We start from the raw sequence: 20,696 nt of genomic DNA on the forward strand, positions 1-20,696 counted from the left end.
CATTATTATTGATTTAAACAGACATTTTGTCTTGTAAAATGCAATGGTAAGATTATTGAAATATAGATATCAAAAGGAAAAAAATATACAATGAACTTTAATAATTATACTATAAAATCACAAGAAGCTGTTCAGCAAGCACAACAAATTGCACAAAGCTTCTCTAATCAACAAATTGAGAATGAGCATATATTTAAAGCTATTTTCGAAGTTGATGAAAATGTACTGCCTTTTATTTTAAAGAAACTTAATGTAAACATTGCTGTTTTGCAACAGACTTTAACCAAACAAATAGAAAGCTTTGCTAAAGTTTCTGGAGGAGAAATCATGCTATCTCGTGAAGCAGGTAAAACTTTGAACGAGGCATCTATTATTGCAAAAAAGATGAATGATGATTTTGTTTCCATTGAGCATTTAATTCTAGCTGTTTTTAAATCAAATAGTAAAATTGCACAAATGCTAAAAGATCAAGGCATCACAGAAAAAGATTTAAAAGCCGCTATTGAAGAATTGCGTAAAGGAGACCGTGTTACTTCTCAAAGTCAAGAAGACACTTACAATTCTTTGAATAAATATGCTAAAAACTTAAACCAGTTGGCGAAAGATGGTAAATTGGACCCAGTTATTGGTCGTGATGAAGAAATTCGAAGAATACTTCAAATTCTGTCACGAAGAACCAAGAACAATCCAATTTTGGTTGGTGAACCTGGAACTGGCAAAACTGCTATTGCCGAAGGTTTAGCACACAGGATTGTTGACGGCGATGTACCTGAAAATTTAAAAGAAAAGCAAATTTTTGCACTTGATATGGGTGCTTTGATAGCTGGTGCTAAATACAAAGGAGAATTTGAAGAGCGCTTAAAAGCTGTTATTAAAGAGGTTACAGAAAGTGATGGCGATATTGTTCTATTTATAGACGAAATTCATACCCTTGTAGGTGCTGGTGGTGGACAAGGTGCAATGGATGCGGCTAACATATTAAAACCTGCTTTAGCACGCGGTGAATTGCGAGCTATTGGAGCTACGACTTTAGACGAATACCAAAAATATTTTGAAAAAGACAAGGCTCTAGAAAGACGTTTCCAAAAAGTTATGGTTGATGAACCAGATACAGAAAGTGCCATTTCAATACTTCGAGGAATCAAAGAAAAATACGAAACACATCACAAGGTTCGTATCAAAGATGAAGCCATTATTGGTGCAGTAGAACTTTCAGAACGCTACATCACAAACAGATTTCTTCCTGATAAAGCCATTGACTTAATGGATGAAGCAGCTTCAAAACTACGCATGGAAATCAATTCGAAACCGGAAGAGTTAGATGTTCTGGATAGAAAAATAATGCAGTTGGAAATTGAGATTGAAGCCATTAAGCGTGAAAAGGATGAATCTAAATTAAAAACTTTACGTTCTGATTTAGCCAATTTAAAAGAACAACGTAATGAAATTAATGCCAAATGGAAAAGTGAAAAAGAAGTTGTAGATAACATTCAGAATACAAAATTAGAAATAGAAAACTTTAAACTTGAAGCAGAACGTGCAGAACGTGATGGTAACTATGGTAAAGTAGCAGAATTACGCTACGGAAAAATCAAAGAAGCACAGGAGCGACTGGAGAAACTTCAAAAAGAGTTGCAAGAAAACCAATCCGGTAATTCACTTATTAAAGAAGAAGTAACCTATGACGATATTGCTGAAGTAGTTGCTAAATGGACCGGAATTCCAGTAACCAAAATGTTACAAAGTGAGCGCGAGAAGCTTCTAAAGCTTGAGGATCAACTCCATAAAAGGGTTGTAGGACAAGAAGAAGCTATTATGGCTGTAAGTGATGCTGTAAGACGCAGTAGGGCTGGATTACAAAATCCACAAAAACCAATAGGCACCTTCTTATTTTTAGGAACAACAGGTGTTGGTAAAACCGAATTGGCTAAAGCACTTGCAGAATATCTTTTTGATGATGAAAATGCCATGACTCGTATAGATATGAGCGAATATCAAGAACGTCACGCTGTGAGCAGATTGGTTGGTGCTCCTCCTGGATATGTTGGTTATGATGAAGGCGGACAATTAACAGAAGCTGTAAGACGAAAACCATATTCTGTTGTTTTACTAGATGAAATTGAAAAAGCACATCCCGATACGTTCAATATTCTATTACAAGTTTTGGATGAAGGCAGGCTAACAGATAACAAAGGTCGTGTAGCTGATTTTAAAAACACGATCATTATCATGACTTCAAACATGGGAAGTAGTATTATTCATGACCGTTTTGAAGCAACAAAAGATATTGATTCTGCAATTGAAGCTGCAAAAGTTGATGTTATGGCGCTATTAAAACAAAGCATACGTCCAGAATTTTTAAACAGAATTGATGATACCATCATGTTTACACCTTTAACTAAAGCAAACATTACAGCCATTGTAGGTCTTCAATTAAAAGCAATTACCAAAATAATTGCAAAACAAGGAATTACTTTTGATGCCACTCCAGAAGCAATTGCATATTTAGCAGAAAAAGGATATAATCCAGAATATGGAGCAAGACCTGTAAAGCGTGTGATTCAAAAAGAAGTTTTGAATGAATTAAGCAAAGAAATTCTTTCAGGAAGAATTACTACAGACAGTATCATTTTATTGGATTCATTTGATAGTAGATTAGTTTTCAGAAACCAAGGAGATTTGGTAATTGAGGAATCTTAATTTTAAGTTAAAAAAACAATAAAACGGATCTCAAACCGTTTTTTATTTAGTTGGTTAGTTAGTAGAAAAGCAGCGTGAACTATATATTTAGTAAGCGTTGCTTTTTCTTTTGTAATAATTTTTAAGTTAATATTGTAAAAATTAACTTTTAGTGATTCAAATTTCAGAACATATTCAACTTCAAGAGATTTGTTTTCAAGACCAGAAAAAGCTTGAAAAATTAGTTGCTAAAGTTTATCGTCCTGTATACAAACACCTTTGGAAAAATGAAGACTCTAGCTGGTATATTAACAAATTTTATAGTAAAGAAAACCTAAAAAAAGAGTTAAGTAATATTGATGCCGAATATTATTTCGTAATATTTAAATCTCAAGATGTTGGTATTTTAAGAATTGATTTCAACAGGCCACTTGAAAGTCATATAAAAGATTCTAATGTGTATTTGCACAGAATCTATTTAGGAAGTGAAGTACATGGAAAAGGTATTGGAAAGGCTTTATTTAATTGGGTTGAAAAACGTGCAAAAGAAAAAGGGAATAGCTCTATTTGGTTGAAAGCTATGGATACTCAAGAACAAGCATTGCATTTTTACACCAAACTAGAATATGAAAATATAGGAAAAACATCTTTAGATTTTGAATTAATTAAAAAAGACTTTAGTGGGATGATCATTTTTTGGAAACAACTGTAAAAATCGAGTATCTTAAATTTATATCTTTGAGCATAAACGAATTCTTATGAAAAAAATAATTCTCCTTACCTTAATATTATCAACTACTCTAACATCTTGCTTGCAAACCAAAGAAGAGCAATTTAAAACTGAAACATCTACATACTATTTTATCAGGCATGCAGAAAAAGACAGAAGTGATGCATCTAATAATAATCCGCATCTAATTGAAAAGGGTAAACAACGTGCAGAGCACTGGAAAGACGTTTTTAAAAATATAAAATTTGATGCTGTATATTCAACAGACTATCACCGAACTATTGAAACTGCACAACCAACAGCAATAAAAAACAATGTTGAAATTACCTTTTATAATCCAAAAGAAATCAATATTCAGGGATTTTTAAATAATACTATAGGGAAATCTGTTTTGGTTGTTGGACATAGTAATTCAACACCAGAGTTTGTAAATAAACTTTTAGGTAAAGAAAAGTATGAGCATATTGACGATAGCAATAATGCCAATCTTTATATTGTTACTGTTTTTGGTGATACCATATCTGATACGGTATTATTTATCGAGTAAATTTATTGAACCGAAATATTTTCAAGCTCTATTTTTGATAAAAGTTTTAGTTTGTTCAGTTGGTACAAACTATCTAATGCATATAAATCAATACTGTCATTTTCAGATTTATAATTATTATAATCCACAAATCGTAATCCGTTGACATATCTTTCATTATAAGCTTCTCTAAACCTTATACCACCTCCATCTACAAAATAGATATATGACAAATAATCTACTTTGTAGGTCTCTGCATTAACATAATAAACAAATACATCTTCATGGTCTTCTCCTCCACCATCTTTATCAAAATCAACTTTAATCTTGTGATACTTTTTTCCTTTTATCAACAAGCTGTCCAAATACGTTTTATTTACAGCTTCATCATTCAATCCAAAAGGTAAAACAGAAAAATAATGCACGGAGTTCACAGATCTGGCATACTTTACTGCCATAGTATCATGAGGTAAAAATGGCTGGTTATTCAAAAAGCGTTCATAACCAGAATTGGACAAAACATCTTTGATGACTCCTAAAGAATCCTGAAATTCTCTTTCGTATTGAAATAAACCATCTATACGAATGGCTTTATAATGTCTTCCTCTAAAATCAAAATCTATCACTGAATTTTTAAATTTAGAGCCACCAGAAACTTCAATGGATCGATTAATAATGGTATCTACAAAACTACCATCAACATCTATTTTACATCCAGAAATAAAAATTAAAATCAAAAAAAAGGAAGTCAGTTTCGTCTTCATTTATATACTTTTCTGCAATAAAGTGTAAAGCTATACAATAGTTTTTTTACTTATTTAAAAATTATCTTAAATTATCTACCTTTGGCAACCCATGCAAAAAAGCATAAACATACAAAATAAAAAAGCTCGGTTTCAATATGAAATATTGGATAAGTATACGGCAGGTATTGTATTAACCGGTACTGAAATTAAATCCATTAGAAACTGTAAGGCTTCTATTGCAGAAAGCTTTTGTGAGTTTAATGACCGTGGCGAACTGTTTGTGGTCAATATGACTATTGAAGAATACATCTATGGCACTTACTATAATCATAAACCCAAAGCCACTAGAAAACTATTGTTGAACAAAAAAGAACTGAAAAAATTAAATAAAGAAGTTCAAAATACAGGTCTCACCATTATTCCACTTCGGTTATTCATCAATGAAAAAGGGTATGCAAAATTAGAAATTGCTTTAGCTAAAGGTAAAAAACTTCATGATAAGCGAGAAACCATTCGGGACAGAGATAACAAGCGTAACCTAGACCGAATTAAAAAAACCTATAAATAATTTAAGAGATTCTTAACTCTTAAAACTCACTGTTATTCATATTTTGCGGAAATTTTAATTTTTAAAAATGAAGTATCTTTTTAAGTTTTGGTTTATTGCCATTTCTATCGTTCTGGTTTCATGTGGAAGTAGTAAGAATTCAACTGTTCAAACTCATGACGTTTTCTTTAATGTTAATCTTTTAGATAGATCTGGTGACACCTTTAAAGTAATCGTTTTACCACCATCTTTAACAGACAGTAACAGTATTTATCAATTTGCATCAACAGCACCAGGAACTTATGCAGTTATGGACATAGGAAGGTTTGTGCGTTCGTTTAAAGCTTTTGATAGTAAAGGAAACGAAATAGAAACAAAAAAGATTTCGATCAATCAGTACGAACTAACTTCTCCAGAAAGCATTGCAAAAATTGAATACCACATTGCTGAAACTTGGGATACACCCGTTACAGAAAATAAACTTTATTTAATGTGCGGCACCTCAATTGAAGATGATCATTCTTTAATTAATGGACAAGGAGTTTTTGGTTATTTCAAAGGAAAACAAGCCAACCCTATTAAAATAAAAATTGATTACCCAGAACAATGGCTTGTAGGCACTGCTTTAGATAGAACCAATAATGGTATTTATTTAGCAGAAGATTACGATCATGTTGTAGATTCACCCATTCTTCTTGGTGATTTAACAAAGGCATCTATGGATGTGCAAGGAACAACAATAGATATTTTCACATATTCTAAAACAGGTCTAGTAAAATCTAATCAAATATTAGATTCTATGAGAGACATGCTACTTTCTGCGAGTGGTTTTTTAAATGGATTGCCAGTAAACAGATATACATTCTTATATCATTTTGAAGATTTAACACAAGGTGCTTGGGAACATTCATATAGTTCTGAATATGTTTATAGAGAAGCTCCATGGGAATACCTTGAAAAAAATCTACTGGATGTAGCAGCTCACGAGTTCTTTCATATTGTGACTCCTCTTAATATTCATAGTGAAGTTGTGGAACAGTTTAATTTTATGACTCCTGTAACATCAGATCATTTATGGTTGTACGAAGGCACTACAGAATGGGCAGCACATATGATGTTATTTCGTTCTAGATTAAAATCTACGGAAGACTATTTAAACACATTAAGACAGAAAATTATCATCAATAATAATTATTTCAACCCCAATATTAGCCTTGTAGAATTGGCCAGAACTTCTTATACACCAGAAGGACATAAGCAATATGCAAATATTTACATGAAAGGTGCTTTGGTTGCTGGGCTTCTTGATATAAGACTTCTAGAGCTTTCTAACGGAGAAAGAGGATTAGCAGATGTAATAAATGAATTAGCCAAAGAATATGGACCTAACAGACCTTTTAATGAAAACACATTTTTTGACGATTTTGCTGACGAAACACATCCTGAAATAAGTGATTTTTTCGATAAATATGTGAAAGCTTCAGAACCTCTTCCTTTTAAAGAATACTATGAAAAACTAGGAATCTATTTTGATGAAGCTACTTCAACATTTTCTCTAATGGAAAATCCAACAGATGCTCAACTTGATTTAAGAAACAAGTGGATGAAGCAAATAGTCATAAAGAGCTAAAGCAAAAAAATTATTTAGAAAATTAGGATTTATCTTCAAGTAATGGTACAAACCTGAACTCACCAAATTCGTGTTTTTCAAACTCTTTGTCTCCTTTCCTAATAAAGAGAGTCATGACTTGTACGTCATCTCCAACAGGAATCACAAGCCTACCTCCTATTTTTAATTGTGTCAATAAAGGCTTTGGCACAAATGGAGCACCTGCAGTAACAATAATTCCATCAAAAGGAGATTCTTCTTCAAGGCCTTTATAGCCATCTCCAAAAATGAGTTTTTTGGGTCGATATCCTAATTTTGGTAAAAACTTATTGGTTTTCTTAAAGAGTTCTAATTGGCGTTCAATACTGTACAATTTAACACCAAGCTCACACAAAACTGCAGCTTGGTAACCACTGCCTGTACCTATTTCAAGAATTTTGTCTCCTGCTTTAACTTTTAATAATTCGGTTTGGAAAGCTACAGTATAAGGTTGTGATATGGTTTGGTCTGCGGCAATAGGGAATGCTTTGTCTTGGTACGCGTGATCTAAAAAACCCGAATCCATAAATAAATGTCTCGGCACTCTACCAATAGCTTCCAAAACCTTTTCATCTTGTATTCCTTTAGCCTTTATAACATTAACTAACTTTTGTCGTAATCCTTTGTGCTTAAACGTATCTTTCAACTTATATTGGTGTATTTTCTGTTAAAATTAATCAAACATTTTTAAGATAAAAGTTATTTGTGAAAAGAATTTTTAGCAAATAGTGTTTGATACATTTTATTCTATTTTGATATAGATAAATACTTAAAAACCTTATTTTTGTTCAAAACAAAACAATATGCTAAAAGCAGGTGTTCTTGGTGCTGGGCATTTAGGAAAAATACATTTAAGACTTCTTAATCAATCCAATCAATATAAATTAGTTGGTTTTTATGACCAAGATACAGTAAATGCGCAAAAAGTTGCTGATGAATTCGGCTATACACTTTTCAATTCAGTTGAAGAACTTATAGATGCTGTAGATATGGTAGATATCGTAACACCAACATTATCTCATTACGAGTGTGCCAAACAAGCCATAGCCAAAGGAAAGCATATCTTTATTGAAAAACCTATTACCAATACTGTTGAAGAAGCAGAGCATATTAGAGAATTATTGGCCGAAAACAATATCAGAGGTCAGGTTGGTCATGTGGAGCGATTTAATCCAGCATTTATTGCGGTAAAAGATAAGGTTGAAAACCCAATGTTTATTGAAACGCATCGGTTGGCAGAATTTAATCCTCGAGGTACAGATGTTCCGGTAGTCTTGGATTTAATGATTCATGATATCGATATTATTTTAAGCGTTGTAAAATCAGAGGTTAAAAATGTATCTGCCAGTGGTGTTTCAGTCATTAGTGATACACCAGATATTGCCAATGCAAGACTGGAATTTGAAAATGGCTGTGTTGCCAATCTTACCGCGAGTAGAATTTCTTTAAAAAACATGCGTAAAACGCGTTTCTTCCAGAGGGATGCTTACATTTCAGTTGATTTTTTGGAAAAGAAATGTGAAGTGGTAAAGATGAAAGATGCTCCAGAACATCCTGGAGATTTTGATATGATTCTTCAAAATGCAGAAGGTATTAAAAAGCAAATCTACTTTGACAATCCCAATGTTGGTAGTAACAATGCTATTTTGGACGAATTGGAATCTTTTGCTAATGCCATTAACAATAATACTACACCAATAGTAACATTAAACGATGGTACAGAAGCCTTGCGTGTAGCTACACAAATTATAAATTGTTTTAAATAAATATTCTAATGAAAAACGTAGCAGTTATTGGAGCTGGAACTATGGGAAATGGTATTGCTCATTCTTTTGCTCAAAACGGGTTTAAAGTTCAACTTATAGATATTAATGAATCTGCATTAAAAAAAGGAATGGAAACTATTACTTCCAATCTTGATAGAATGTTAGCTAAAGAGAAAATAACCGAAGCTCAAAAAGCAGAAACTTTAAATAATATTACAACGTTTACAAGTTTAGTAGAAGGTGTAGAATATGCTAGTTTGGTTATTGAAGCTGCAACAGAAAATGTGGAACTTAAACTTAAAATTTTTAGACAATTAGACGAAGCCTGCCCAGAAGATACTATTCTGGCTACCAATACATCTTCGATTTCAATTACTCATATAGCATCTGTAACCTCAAGACCAGAAATGGTTATTGGCATGCATTTTATGAATCCAGTACCAATTATGAAGTTGGTAGAGATTATTCGTGGTTATAATACAAGTGATGAAATCACTAAACTCATTATGGATATGTCCAGCGCATTAGGGAAAATTCCTGTTGAGGTTAATGATTATCCAGGTTTTGTAGCTAATAGAATTTTAATGCCCATGATTAATGAATCTATTGAAACCCTCTATAACCATGTTGCTGGAGTTCAGGAAATAGATACAGTCATGAAACTCGGTATGGCTCATCCAATGGGTCCATTGCAATTAGCAGATTTTATTGGGCTTGATGTTTGTCTCTCAATTTTAAATGTCATGTACGAAGGGTTCAAAAACCCTAAATATGCGCCTAGCCCTTTATTGGTAAATATGGTAAGAGCTGGAAAGCTTGGCATAAAATCTGGAGAAGGTTTTTATGATTACTCTGAAAGCAAGAAAGCAGAAAAAGTTTCTAAACAGTTTTTATAATTCAATTTGGCAAAAATAATTCCGTTTAAAGCAGTAAGACCTACACGAGACAAAGTAAGCCTTGTGGCCTCACGTTCTTATCAAAGTTATACACAAGCAGAACTTGAAGCTAGGCTAGATTACAACCCATTTTCTTTTTTGCATATCATAAATCCTGGATATAAATACCAGAAAGAGGTTTCTGGTAAAAAAAGATATGCTTTAGTTAGAAATAGATATTTGGAATTTAAAGAAGACCATATTTTTATTCAAGACGAAAGGCCTAACTATTATATTTATAAAATAGTAAATCGTAACGGAAATGAGTTTTCTGGTATTGTGGCTGCTGTTAGTGCAGAAGATTATGAAAAAGACTGCATAAAAAAGCACGAAGACACCATAGAATATCGCGAGAATATTTTTAAAGACTATCTAAAAACTGTCGGTTTTAATGCAGAACCGGTACTCCTTACCTATCCTGATAATACAACCATTACAGGTATTATCAAGAAAACACAGCAAGAAAGAGCAGAATTCGAATTCACAACCACCTATAGAGACACGCATTATCTTTGGCTTCTTAATCACTCCAAAACAATCGACATTATAAAGCATGAATTCGAAAAAATGAAAACAATCTATATTGCAGATGGACATCATCGTTCTGCTTCTTCATATTTATTGGCAAAAGAATTGAAAGCAAGTAATAAAAATCATAAAGGCGATGAAGCTTATAACTATTTTATGAGTTATTTAATTCCAGAGTCTGAATTGAAAATTTATGAGTTCAACAGAATTATAAAAGACCTTAACGGATTAACCAAAGAAGAGTTCTTAATCAAACTAGACACCATCTTTCGAATAGAAAATCGTGGTTATACGCTTTACAGGCCAACAAGAAAACATCATTTTAGCATGTATCTTGATGGTGAGTTTTATTCACTGTATTTGAGAAAACATAACTATAACATCGAAACATCGCTCGATGCTTTGGATGCTCAAATCCTGTTTAAAACGATTTTAGAACCTATTTTAGGTATCACTAATTTAAGAAACGACAAACGTATTCATTACACCTACGGAAAAGAAGGTATGGTTACCATAAAAAGCAAAATAGACCAAGGTGAATTTGTCGTAGGTTTTGGACTTTTACCAATTACCATTGAAGAGATGAAAGCCATTGCCAACGAGGGTTTAAGGATGCCTCCAAAAAGCACCTTTATTGAACCCAAACTACGCAGTGGAGTAACTATTTATGAGTTTTGACATTTATGTCATACTGAACTTGATTCAGGATCTCATTATGTATTATTAGAATTAATTATGAGTATTTCAAAAAATATTGAACAATTAAAAGCAACATTACCAAAAGATGTCACACTTGTGGCTGTAACAAAGACAAAGCCTATAGAAGATATTTTAGAAGCATACCATTCTGGACAACGAGTTTTTGGTGAGAACAAAATCCAGGAAATGGTTGAAAAATATGAACAACTGCCTAAAGACATCCAATGGCATATGATTGGTCATGTGCAGCGAAACAAAGTGAAATATATGGCTAGTTTTGTGAGTTTAATTCATGGTGTAGATAATTTTAAACTGCTTAAAGAAATTAATAAACAAGCCTATAAACATAATCGTGTTATTGATTGTTTGCTACAAATTAAAATAGCTGACGAAGATTCTAAATTTGGAATGACAACAAATGAAGCAGAATATATTTTGACTTCACAAGAATTTTCAGAATTAAGCAACGTTAATATAGTTGGACTGATGGGAATGGCTACATTTACTGATGATGAGAATAAAGTTGTTAAGGAATTTAATTTTCTGAAATCGACTTTTGAAAAACTAAAACAACTGCAAACTGCAAACTGCAAACTGCAAACTATTTCTATGGGAATGAGCGGAGATTATCTACTTGCCATAGAATGTGGAAGTAACATGGTTAGAATTGGAAGTAGTATTTTTGGTGAAAGAACATATCATTAATTTTAAATATTCTATTTGTACACAATTTTAGACATAGAAACTACTGGAGGTAAGTATAATGAAGAAGGTATAACTGAAATTGCAATTTACAAATACAATGGTCATGAAATTGTAGATCAGTTTATTAGCCTCATCAACCCAGAGCGTGATATTCAACCTTTTGTTGTTAATCTTACAGGTATTAACAATAGCATGTTACGCAATGCTCCCAAGTTTTATGAAATTGCAAAACGTATTATAGAAATTACCGAAGAAACCATTCTTGTTGCCCACAATGCAAAATTTGACTACCGAATTCTACGAACTGAATTTAAACGTTTAGGGTATGATTTTAGCCGAAAAACATTGTGTACCGTAGAATTGGCCAAAGACCTTATTCCTGATCAGAATTCCTACAGTTTAGGCAAGTTAACCAGATCATTAGGTATTCCAGTTGGCGAAAGGCATCGAGCATCTGGTGATGCTTTGGCAACAGTAAAACTATTCAAAATGCTACTGGCGAAAGATGTCAATAAAAAAATTGTACAAGAATCCATTCGTTTGGAACCTAAATACCAGATGGAACCAAGGCTATTGGACATTCTTGACGAACTTCCCTCTATAACAGGTGTTTACTATATGCACAAAGCAGATGGCGAAATTATTTACATTGGCAAAAGTAAGAACATCAGAACACGTGTAAATCAGCATTTTACAAGTGATAATCCGAAATCTAAACGAATACAATTACAAGTCGCAGCCGTAACTTATGAAGAAACCGGTAGTGAACTAGTGGCTCTTTTAAAAGAGAGTGAAGAAATAAAGAGAAACAAACCCATATATAATCGTGCATTAAGGCGTACTATTTTCACTCATGGTTTGTATAGTTTTACAGATAGTCAAGGATATCTGAATTTAAAGGTTGCTAAAATTAATGGTAAAGTAAAACCAATTACTACTTTTTCTAATTTGCAAAGCGCCAAAAGCTTTATGTCTAAAATAACTGATGAATACAATCTTTGTCAAAAACTAACAGGTATGTACTCGACTAGAAGTAATTGTTTTAATTATACGATAAAGCAATGCTTTGGTGCTTGTATAGAAAAAGAAGACCCAACAGATTATAATTCCAGAACCTCACAACTAATACATAAGCACCGTTTTGAAAACCAGAATATGGTTATTATCGATCGTGGAAGATCTGTTGATGAACGAAGTGCTATCTTAATTGAAAATGGTGTTTTTAGAGGGCTTGGGTTCTATAATTTAAATTATCAAATTAATAATATAGAGGTTTTGCAATCAATCATTACACCAATGCAAAATAACAGAGACACACAACATATTATTCAAAGCTACTTAAGACGCAATAAAAAATTAAAAGTTTTAGAGTTCAACGCTAATTCAAATAATAGCTAATCTTTTACTATTTTTGATGAAATGAGCAATAAAACAACAAACAGGCATTTGAGAAGACTTCGGAGATATTTTTTGAAAGTCAAAATTAATTTTCTCAAAATTGCAGATCTGCTATTCTTAAAAAAAAGAGAACTTAAACCATGGCAAATAAAACTTCATGAAATAATTTTTGGAGCGAATACAAAATCTGGAAAGTTATTTGATGTTGTTTTATTTTATGTCATTATCGCAAGTATTATTCTGGTAATGCTTGAAAGCGTTAGAGAATTAGACGCTAAATTTCATTTACTGTTTAAAATTTTGGAGTGGATTATTACCATTCTATTTACAATTGAATATATAACCCGAATTATTACCATAAAAAGCCCTCGGAAATATGTCTTTAGCTTTTATGGCATCATAGATTTACTGTCTACCATACCAATGTATCTATCCTTTTTTATTGTTGGCTCCCATTCTTTGGTTGCATTAAGAGCTTTAAGATTATTGCGTGTGTTTAGAATATTAAAATTAGCTCGCTACATGGGTGAATCAACAAATTTTGTAATTGCATTAAAAGAAAGCCGAGCTAAAATTGGTGTTTTTCTGTCCTTTGTCGTTATTATTTGTATTATACTAGGCACTATTATGTATCTTATTGAAACTCCAGAAAGCGGTTTTACTAGTATACCAAGAAGTGTCTATTGGGCTATTGTAACACTAACTACAGTTGGATATGGAGATATTGCACCTGCAACTCCTTTAGGACAACTCATTGCATCTGCAATAATGATTCTTGGTTATGGTATTATTGCCATTCCAACTGGAATTGTTTCAGCTCAAATGGTTAAACAACCTACTAAAAAAGCTGTAGTAACCGAAGTAGAATCTTGTCCGAACTGTCTATATGATAATCAAACAATTGACGCTGATTATTGTAGTAAATGTGGCTTTAAATTACATAATGAATAGCTATCTTATTTCAGTTGTAGGTCCTACAGCCATTGGCAAGACTTCATTGAGTTTAAAACTTGCTGAACATTTCAATACCAAAATTATTTCAGCCGATTCAAGACAATTCTATAAAGAAATGAAAATTGGGACAGCTGCTCCTACTCCAGAAGAACTTGCAAGAATTAAACATTATTTTATTCATCACAAATCTATTGAAGACAATTATAATGTTGGTGCTTTTGAAAGAGATGCATTACAATGTTTAAAATTGCTTTTCAAATCACATAATGTTGTCATTATGGTTGGTGGTTCTGGTCTTTATGTCGATGCTGTAGTAAAAGGCCTGGATGATTTTCCTGATGTCGATCCAAGCATAAGAAAAGAATTAAACAAAGAACTCAAAACTACTGGTATTGAATCTTTACAGCAACAACTTAAGGATTTAGACGAAAAAACGTACCAAAATATAGAACTTGAAAATCCACATCGCATTATCCGAGCTTTAGAAATTTGCATTGGTTCAAAAAAGCCATATTCATCTTTTTTAAACCAAAAGAAAGCCAAACGCCCTTTTCAAACTATTACAATTGGGCTTAAAGCTGAAAGAGATATTATTTACCATCGTATTAATCAAAGGGTTGACAAAATGATGGAAGATGGTTTACTGGATGAAGTAAAAAACCTACAGCAATATCAACATTTAAATGCATTAAATACTGTTGGCTATAAAGAATTATTTAATTATCTTAATGGTGAATGGACGCTCAATTTTGCAGTTTCTGAAATTAAGAAAAACTCACGAAGATTTGCCAAAAGACAATTGACTTGGTTTAGAAAAGATCCAAGTATTTTATGGTTTAACTATCAAAATTCATTTGATAAAATAATTAATCAATTAACTACATATTCAATATAATATTTGATTAATTTTGAATATTATTTCATTTCAAAATGGTTGAGTTTTTATTATCAAGTGACGCCATTATGGCTCTGTTAACCTTAACTTTCCTAGAAATTGTTTTAGGTATAGACAACATCATATTTATATCCATTGCAGCCAACAAATTATCTGTAGACAAAAGGCGTAAAGTAACTAATATTGGGCTACTCTTTGCGATGCTTCAGAGGCTAATACTTCTTGGCTTTGCCTCATTTTTGGTGAGTTTAAAAGACCCATTTTATTTTATTGATTGGAGCTGGTTCTATATAGCAGTTAGCTGGCAAAGTTTAATTTTATTTTTTGGAGGTATCTTTTTAATTTACAAGAGCACTTCAGAAATTCATGAAAAAATTGAATTGCCTTCACACGATGAACTGGAATTAAAAGGAAAAAAAATCAATACTCTATCTAAAGCAATAGTACAAATAATGATTATTGACTTTATTTTCTCCATAGACTCTATCCTTACTGCAGTTGGAATGACCAACGGTCTACATGAAAACCACAATTATAATTTAGTATTGATGATGATTGCCGTGATAATTTCAATTGTTATTATGATCTTGTTTGCTAATGGCATTAGAGAGTTTATAGATAAGCATCCGAGTATACAAATACTGGGTTTAGCTTTTTTAATTCTAATTGGGTTTATGCTTATCACTGAAGCTGCACATCTCTCTCAAACAGAGTTCTTTGATAAAAGTGTTGGTGCAATACCAAAAGGCTATCTGTATTTTGCAATTGCCTTCTCATTACTTATCGAGTTTATTAACTTTAAAGTACAAAAAAGAAGTGAAAAATCTAGTTAGATTATACCTACTTTAGAATAAAGTTATTTGTCCTTCCTCATCAACGTCAAAATTTTCTGGAGCGTCATGACTAACTCCATTAGATTTTGGGTTTACCTCATTTTTCTCTTCTTCAGATTGCTCTAAAGTCTCCTCGTCTACAACTTCAATTTCGTCTGCCGGAGTTTCTTCAGGAGGGACGTAAGGAATAGGCTCTAGTAAATTAATCTGATTGATCTTATCTTTAGTTAGCTGATTTCCAATAGCAGTAATACCTTTTACAGTAATAAACTCTTCTAATAGAATTCGCATATTATCTTTTCGATCTTTACCTCTTTCTTTGGTAAATTCTACTTCAGCAACAGGTTTCCAGTCCGTTGATACAATTTCTAATTGTGAGTTTGGATGATCTGAAATAAATAGTTCTTCTTTTCCTTCATTTTCTACCAAAAACCGCTTTACGTAATACAATTCACGCTCACCATTATAATAAATAGCAGATATGGGTTTTTTAGGAATCCACTTTTCCATCACAATCATATCTTGATCAAAATGAGTTGAAAGATCTGGAATAATAGTTTTTAAAACACCAGATTGGTTGATTACTAAAATACGGTCTTCTCCTCTAAATTCACCGACCAGTTCACCTCTACCATCAACATTTAATCTTTGTACAGCATCATCAAACCAAATTTTTCGAGGTTTTAAAGTAGACACGCCTTTTTCTTTTAATTCAACTCGTTTTATTGAATTCTTTGTAACGAGGTTTCCTTTAGAGTTTCGCCCTTTAATAGTAATATCTGCAAAGTCTAAATCCCATTTTAATTTTTTGATCTTACCTACTTGGCGCAACATAATGGTCACCACTTCGGCCTCACCATTTGGGTTGGCTGAAAAATACCAAACAACAGTTCCTTTGCTTTCGTTGGTAAGATCATATTCCCTATCACGAGTTACACTGGTCACCGCAAAACGCTTAACATAAGAAGGTCCTCGGCTACCATCACGGTAAATCATATTATAAATGGTACGCTTGTCTTTCTTTTTAAACACAGCGACATGCACAATATCTTTTCCAACAAATGTTTTAGAATCAACTTTTGTGACCATCATTTTACCTTCTTTGGTAAATACTATAATATCATCTATATCGCTACAATCACAAACATATTCGTCTCGTCTTAAAGAAGTACCTACAAAACCTTCTTCTCTATTCACATAGAGTTTGGTGTTTCTAATCACAACTTTTGTAGCATCGACATCATCAAAAACCCTTATTTCGGTTTTACGTTCACGACCACTTCCATAATCCTTTTTTAAACGCGTAAAATAGTTAATTGCATATTCGATTAAATTGGCGAGATGGTGCTTTATTTGTTCAATTTGATCTTCAAGCGAGGCTATTTTTTGTTGAGCTTTGTCAATATCAAATTTAGAGATTCGCTTAATTCTTATTTCGGTCAATCGTACAATATCGTCTTCTGTTATTGCTCGTTTTAGATGCTTAATATGAGGTTGTAATCCTTTATCAATAGCTTGTATAACTCCTTCCCAAGTTTCCTCTTCTTCTATATCACGATAAATTCTATTTTCAATAAAAATCCTTTCAAGCGATGCAAAATGCCATTGTTCTTCTAGTTCGGAAAGTTTGATTTCTAAATCACTTTTTAAAAGTTGCACTGTATTATCTGTAGAGCGACGTAACATTTCGGAAACACCAACAAATAGTGGCTTATTATCTTCAATAACACAACCCAATGGAGAAATTGATGTTTCGCAACTTGTAAATGCAAACAAAGCGTCTATAGTTTTATCTGGCGACAATCCTGAAGGTAAATGAATTAAAATTTCAACTTCAGCAGCGGTATTATCTTCAATTTTTTTAATCTTGATTTTACCTTTATCATTTGCTTTTAAAATAGAATCTATAAGTGACGATGTGGTAGTGGCAAATGGAATTTCTGAAATTACCAGTGTGGTTTTGTCTAACTGCGAAATTTTTGCTCGTACGCGTACTTTTCCTCCTCGTAAACCATCATTATAATTGGTGAAGTCTGCAACACCTGCAGTTGGAAAATCTGGTAGAATGGTAAATCGTTTGCCTTGTAAATGTTTTATTGAAGCATCAATCAGTTCAATGAAATTATGAGGTAATATTTTTGTTGATAGACCTACGGCAATGCCTTCGCCTCCTTGAGCCAATAACAATGGGAACATTACGGGCAAATTAACAGGTTCTTTACGCCGCCCATCGTAAGATGCCTGCCATTCGGTTATTTTAGGATTATAAACAACATCAAGCGCAAATTTTGATAAACGTGCTTCAATATAACGTGAAGCTGCAGCACTATCGCCAGTTAAAATATTTCCCCAGTTTCCTTGAGTGTCTATTAGTAAATCTTTCTGACCAATTTGTACCATAGCGTCTGCAATACTGGCATCACCATGTGGATGGTATTGCATGGTATGACCAACAATATTGGCAACTTTATTATAGCGACCATCATCCAAATCTTTCATGGAGTGCATAATACGACGTTGTACAGGCTTAAAACCATCTTCTATAGCAGGTACAGCTCGTTCTAAAATAACGTACGAGGCGTAATCTAAAAACCATTCTTTGTACATACCAGTAACTCTGGTAATGGTTTCCTGGTTTTCGTTTTGTTCGCTATTTATATTATCATTTTCTTCAATCATTCATTTTCCTTTTTTCTATTCTCTTTGATCATCTTTCTTAATGACTGCTTAATGTATTTTCGTTTCTTCCTTTGCACTAATGTAACATTAAAACTATGTTTATGAACTTTGTCTTTTCTATCTTTTATATAAAGTACCAACTCTTTGAAAATAATATAATTATTAAATTTAAATGATACTAGTTTAGGTTTATCAAATTCAACAATATGTTCTCTATAATTAAAGTATTCTGATAGCAATAGGCCTTTATTAATTAATACAACCTTTACACCATCACTATCATACTCAAAATATTTACTTATTCTATGAACGATAAATGAAACTATTATAAAACCCAAAAGCATTGTTAACAATAACATTGTTGGATTTTTGGAAACTTCTCTAAATGCGCTGAAAACAGTTATTAAAACAATTGCTAATAAAACCAACACAAAGTAAACCGAAATGATAATATTTTTTACTTTACCGTTGTTAGTTCTCATTTGAATCTTCTACTAAATCTAGTTCAACTTTTAGGTTATTAATGATAAACTCTTGTCTACTTGGTGTATTTTTTCCCATGTAAAACTGTAATAATTCTTCTATAGACATGTCTTTATCCAACATTACAGGATCTAAACGGATATTATCTCCTATAAAATGTTTGAACTCATCGGGAGAGATTTCTCCTAAACCTTTAAATCGTGTTATTTCGGGCTTTGGTTTTAACTTTTCAATAGCATCTTTACGTTCTTGTTCTGAATAACAATAAATGGTTTCCTTTTTATTACGAACTCTAAATAATGGTGTCTGTAAAATATATAAGTGTCCTTCTTTGATTAATTCTGGGAAAAACTGCAAAAAGAATGTAATTAAAAGCAATCGAATATGCATGCCATCTACATCTGCATCAGTAGCAATTACAATGTTATTATATCTCAAGTCCTCTATACTTTCTTCAATATTCAAAGCTGCTTGAAGTAAATTAAACTCTTCATTTTCATAAACAATTTTTTTGCTCATGCCATAAGAATTCAAAGGTTTACCTCGTAAACTGAAAACGGCTTGCGTATTTACATTCCTTGATTTTGTAATACTTCCTGAAGCTGAATCTCCTTCAGTTATAAACAAGGTGCTTTCTAAACGATTATCTTTTTTTAAATCACCAAAATGAACTCTGCAATCTCGAAGTTTTTTATTATGCAAACTGGCTTTTTTTGCACGTTCTTTAGCTAATTTTCTTATACCTGAAAGTTCTTTACGCTCACGCTCTGCCTGAAGAATCTTTCGTTGTATTTTTTCTGCTGTATCAGGATTTTTATGTAAATAATTATCAAGTTGTGTTTTTAAAAAATCATTCACATAAGTCCTTACGGTTGGTAAACCTCCACCCATTTCTGTCGAACCTAATTTTGTTTTGGTCTGACTTTCAAAAACGGGTTCCATAACTTTAATAGAAACTGCAGAAACAATAGATTTTCTAACATCAGAGGCATCATAATTCTTTCCGAAGTAATCTCTAATCGTTTTTACTAGAGCTTCTCTAAAGGCTAAAAGGTGTGTACCTCCTTGCGTTGTATTCTGTCCATTCACAAAGGAATGGTATTCTTCACTATATTGGGTTTTGCTATGTGTAATGGCAACTTCTATGTCTTCTCCTTTTAAATGAATAATTGGATAAGCCATATCAGATTCATTAATATTTTCTTGCAATAAATCCTTTAAACCATTCTCGCTGTAATACTTCTCGCCATTAAACATAATCGTCAATCCAGGATTGAGATATACATAATTTTTAAGCATTCGCTCAACGTACTCATTTCTGAATTTGTAATGTTTAAAGATCCCTTCGTCAGGTACGAAGGTTACCTTTGTTCCTTTGCGTCTTGATGTATCATCCAATAACTCTTCATCAACAAGATTTCCCATTTCGAATTCTGCTGCCGCAGATTTTCCGTCACGAGTAGATTCAACTCTAAAATAAGATGATAATGCGTTAACCGCTTTTGTGCCTACACCATTTAATCCTACTGATTTTTTAAATGCTCTAGAATCATATTTCCCTCCAGTATTCATTTTTGAAACCACATCAACAACTTTTCCAAGTGGAATACCTCGACCATAATCCCTTACAATAACTTTATTGCTGTGCACTGAAATTTCAATGGTTTTTCCAGCTCCCATGACGTATTCGTCAATAGAGTTGTCAAGTACTTCTTTTATAAGAATATAAATACCATCATCTGGCGAAGATCCATCACCCAATTTACCAATATACATACCAGGACGCATACGAATATGCTCTTTCCAGTCTAGTGAACGTATATTGTCTTCGGTATAATTGGATTGTACAGCCATAGATTACATGAGGTTTTAATGATAGTGTGCTAATATAATATAACGATAAATAATATAAAACAGCATAAACACAAAGTAATTAACAATGTTT

18 protein-coding genes are annotated in these 20,696 nt (G+C 32.5%); 13 read left to right on the plus strand and 5 right to left on the minus strand.

What is annotated here, in order from left to right; all coding sequences use genetic code 11:
- Positions 1 to 90: 90 nt before the first annotated feature.
- The 3 genes from clpB (at position 91) to AAFP94_RS12085 (ending at position 3,956) form a co-directional block, all read left to right on the plus strand.
- On the plus strand, positions 91 to 2,700 hold the full coding sequence (gene clpB / locus AAFP94_RS12075) for an ATP-dependent chaperone ClpB (protein ID WP_316662993.1): 2,610 nt from the start codon (positions 91 to 93) through the stop codon (positions 2,698 to 2,700).
- 151 nt (positions 2,701 to 2,851) lie between these two features.
- The gene (locus AAFP94_RS12080; RefSeq protein WP_316662994.1) at positions 2,852 to 3,391 is read left to right on the plus strand and encodes a GNAT family N-acetyltransferase; all 540 of its coding nucleotides are present in this window, start codon (positions 2,852 to 2,854) and stop codon (positions 3,389 to 3,391) included.
- 46 nt (positions 3,392 to 3,437) lie between these two features.
- The gene (locus tag AAFP94_RS12085) at positions 3,438 to 3,956 is read left to right on the plus strand and encodes a phosphoglycerate mutase family protein (protein ID WP_316662995.1); all 519 of its coding nucleotides are present in this window, start codon (positions 3,438 to 3,440) and stop codon (positions 3,954 to 3,956) included.
- A 2-nt stretch (positions 3,957 to 3,958) separates the two neighbouring features.
- Here AAFP94_RS12085 and AAFP94_RS12090 read toward each other — a convergent pair whose 3' ends face one another.
- Positions 3,959 to 4,699, minus strand: a complete 741-nt coding sequence (locus AAFP94_RS12090) for a DUF6503 family protein (RefSeq protein WP_316662996.1) — start codon at positions 4,697 to 4,699, stop codon at positions 3,959 to 3,961.
- 91 nt (positions 4,700 to 4,790) lie between these two features.
- Here AAFP94_RS12090 and smpB point away from each other — a divergent pair, with 91 nt between their 5' ends.
- Positions 4,791 to 5,249: an SsrA-binding protein SmpB gene (smpB, locus tag AAFP94_RS12095; RefSeq protein WP_316662997.1), complete on the plus strand. Its 459-nt coding sequence runs from the start codon at positions 4,791 to 4,793 to the stop codon at positions 5,247 to 5,249.
- Positions 5,250 to 5,316: 67 nt separating this feature from the next.
- Positions 5,317 to 6,858, plus strand: coding sequence for a M61 family metallopeptidase (locus AAFP94_RS12100; RefSeq protein WP_316662998.1), 1,542 nt, complete (start codon positions 5,317 to 5,319; stop codon positions 6,856 to 6,858).
- A 22-nt stretch (positions 6,859 to 6,880) separates the two neighbouring features.
- On the opposite strand, the gene AAFP94_RS12105 is transcribed toward AAFP94_RS12100, so the two are convergent.
- Positions 6,881 to 7,522: a protein-L-isoaspartate(D-aspartate) O-methyltransferase gene (locus AAFP94_RS12105; RefSeq protein ID WP_316662999.1), complete on the minus strand. Its 642-nt coding sequence runs from the start codon at positions 7,520 to 7,522 to the stop codon at positions 6,881 to 6,883.
- Between the two features lie 157 nt (positions 7,523 to 7,679).
- On the opposite strand from AAFP94_RS12105, the gene AAFP94_RS12110 reads away from it, so the two are divergent.
- From AAFP94_RS12110 to AAFP94_RS12145, 8 genes are read left to right on the plus strand one after another with little or no spacing between them, the layout of a single operon-like run.
- Complete coding sequence (locus AAFP94_RS12110; RefSeq protein WP_316663000.1) at positions 7,680 to 8,642, plus strand: Gfo/Idh/MocA family protein; 963 nt, start codon at positions 7,680 to 7,682, stop codon at positions 8,640 to 8,642.
- Positions 8,643 to 8,650: 8 nt separating this feature from the next.
- Complete coding sequence (locus tag AAFP94_RS12115) at positions 8,651 to 9,538, plus strand: 3-hydroxyacyl-CoA dehydrogenase family protein (protein WP_316663001.1); 888 nt, start codon at positions 8,651 to 8,653, stop codon at positions 9,536 to 9,538.
- Positions 9,539 to 9,544: 6 nt separating this feature from the next.
- Complete coding sequence (locus AAFP94_RS12120) at positions 9,545 to 10,783, plus strand: DUF1015 domain-containing protein (RefSeq protein ID WP_316663002.1); 1,239 nt, start codon at positions 9,545 to 9,547, stop codon at positions 10,781 to 10,783.
- 57 nt (positions 10,784 to 10,840) lie between these two features.
- A complete protein-coding gene (locus AAFP94_RS12125) occupies positions 10,841 to 11,509 on the plus strand; it encodes a YggS family pyridoxal phosphate-dependent enzyme (protein WP_316663003.1) in 669 nt (222 codons plus the stop codon).
- A 15-nt stretch (positions 11,510 to 11,524) separates the two neighbouring features.
- Positions 11,525 to 12,907 (plus strand): exonuclease domain-containing protein, encoded by a 1,383-nt coding sequence (locus AAFP94_RS12130; RefSeq protein WP_316663004.1) that lies wholly within the window; start codon positions 11,525 to 11,527, stop codon positions 12,905 to 12,907.
- 21 nt (positions 12,908 to 12,928) lie between these two features.
- Complete coding sequence (locus tag AAFP94_RS12135) at positions 12,929 to 13,858, plus strand: ion transporter (protein ID WP_316663005.1); 930 nt, start codon at positions 12,929 to 12,931, stop codon at positions 13,856 to 13,858.
- A complete protein-coding gene (gene miaA, locus AAFP94_RS12140) occupies positions 13,851 to 14,756 on the plus strand; it encodes a tRNA (adenosine(37)-N6)-dimethylallyltransferase MiaA (RefSeq protein WP_316663006.1) in 906 nt (301 codons plus the stop codon). The genes AAFP94_RS12135 and miaA overlap by 8 nt, the downstream gene beginning before the upstream one ends.
- Before the next feature lie 35 nt (positions 14,757 to 14,791).
- Entirely contained in the window at positions 14,792 to 15,589 is a 798-nt protein-coding gene (locus AAFP94_RS12145) for a TerC family protein (RefSeq protein WP_316663007.1), read from the plus strand.
- A gap of 12 nt (positions 15,590 to 15,601) precedes the next feature.
- Here AAFP94_RS12145 and AAFP94_RS12150 read toward each other — a convergent pair whose 3' ends face one another.
- The 3 genes from AAFP94_RS12150 to AAFP94_RS12160 are packed head-to-tail and all read right to left on the minus strand — an operon-like array spanning position 15,602 to position 20,605.
- Positions 15,602 to 18,268, minus strand: a complete 2,667-nt coding sequence (locus AAFP94_RS12150; RefSeq protein ID WP_316663008.1) for a DNA gyrase/topoisomerase IV subunit A — start codon at positions 18,266 to 18,268, stop codon at positions 15,602 to 15,604.
- Positions 18,265 to 18,750 carry a hypothetical protein gene (locus tag AAFP94_RS12155; protein ID WP_316663009.1) on the minus strand — a complete coding sequence of 162 codons (486 nt, stop codon included), beginning with the start codon at positions 18,748 to 18,750 and terminating at the stop codon, positions 18,265 to 18,267. Before AAFP94_RS12155 ends, AAFP94_RS12150 begins: the two co-directional genes overlap by 4 nt.
- Positions 18,740 to 20,605, minus strand: coding sequence for a DNA topoisomerase IV subunit B (locus tag AAFP94_RS12160; RefSeq protein ID WP_316663010.1), 1,866 nt, complete (start codon positions 20,603 to 20,605; stop codon positions 18,740 to 18,742). The genes AAFP94_RS12155 and AAFP94_RS12160 overlap by 11 nt, the downstream gene beginning before the upstream one ends.
- Positions 20,606 to 20,696 lie beyond the last annotated feature (91 nt).

Source organism: Gilvirhabdus luticola (assembly GCF_040117515.1).
Classification (GTDB): domain Bacteria; phylum Bacteroidota; class Bacteroidia; order Flavobacteriales; family Flavobacteriaceae; genus Gilvirhabdus; species Gilvirhabdus luticola.

Coding starts and splice junctions, on each gene's coding strand:
- clpB (WP_316662993.1), top strand. CDS start 91: ATGAACTTTAATAATTATACTATAAAATCACAAGAAGCTGTTCAGCAA.
- AAFP94_RS12085 (WP_316662995.1), top strand. CDS start 3,438: ATGAAAAAAATAATTCTCCTTACCTTAATATTATCAACTACTCTAACA.
- AAFP94_RS12090 (WP_316662996.1), bottom strand. CDS start 4,699: ATGAAGACGAAACTGACTTCCTTTTTTTTGATTTTAATTTTTATTTCT.
- smpB (WP_316662997.1), top strand. CDS start 4,791: ATGCAAAAAAGCATAAACATACAAAATAAAAAAGCTCGGTTTCAATAT.
- AAFP94_RS12100 (WP_316662998.1), top strand. CDS start 5,317: ATGAAGTATCTTTTTAAGTTTTGGTTTATTGCCATTTCTATCGTTCTG.
- AAFP94_RS12110 (WP_316663000.1), top strand. CDS start 7,680: ATGCTAAAAGCAGGTGTTCTTGGTGCTGGGCATTTAGGAAAAATACAT.
- AAFP94_RS12115 (WP_316663001.1), top strand. CDS start 8,651: ATGAAAAACGTAGCAGTTATTGGAGCTGGAACTATGGGAAATGGTATT.
- AAFP94_RS12125 (WP_316663003.1), top strand. CDS start 10,841: ATGAGTATTTCAAAAAATATTGAACAATTAAAAGCAACATTACCAAAA.
- AAFP94_RS12135 (WP_316663005.1), top strand. CDS start 12,929: ATGAGCAATAAAACAACAAACAGGCATTTGAGAAGACTTCGGAGATAT.
- miaA (WP_316663006.1), top strand. CDS start 13,851: ATGAATAGCTATCTTATTTCAGTTGTAGGTCCTACAGCCATTGGCAAG.
- AAFP94_RS12145 (WP_316663007.1), top strand. CDS start 14,792: ATGGTTGAGTTTTTATTATCAAGTGACGCCATTATGGCTCTGTTAACC.
- AAFP94_RS12150 (WP_316663008.1), bottom strand. CDS start 18,268: ATGATTGAAGAAAATGATAATATAAATAGCGAACAAAACGAAAACCAG.
- AAFP94_RS12155 (WP_316663009.1), bottom strand. CDS start 18,750: ATGAGAACTAACAACGGTAAAGTAAAAAATATTATCATTTCGGTTTAC.
- AAFP94_RS12160 (WP_316663010.1), bottom strand. CDS start 20,605: ATGGCTGTACAATCCAATTATACCGAAGACAATATACGTTCACTAGAC.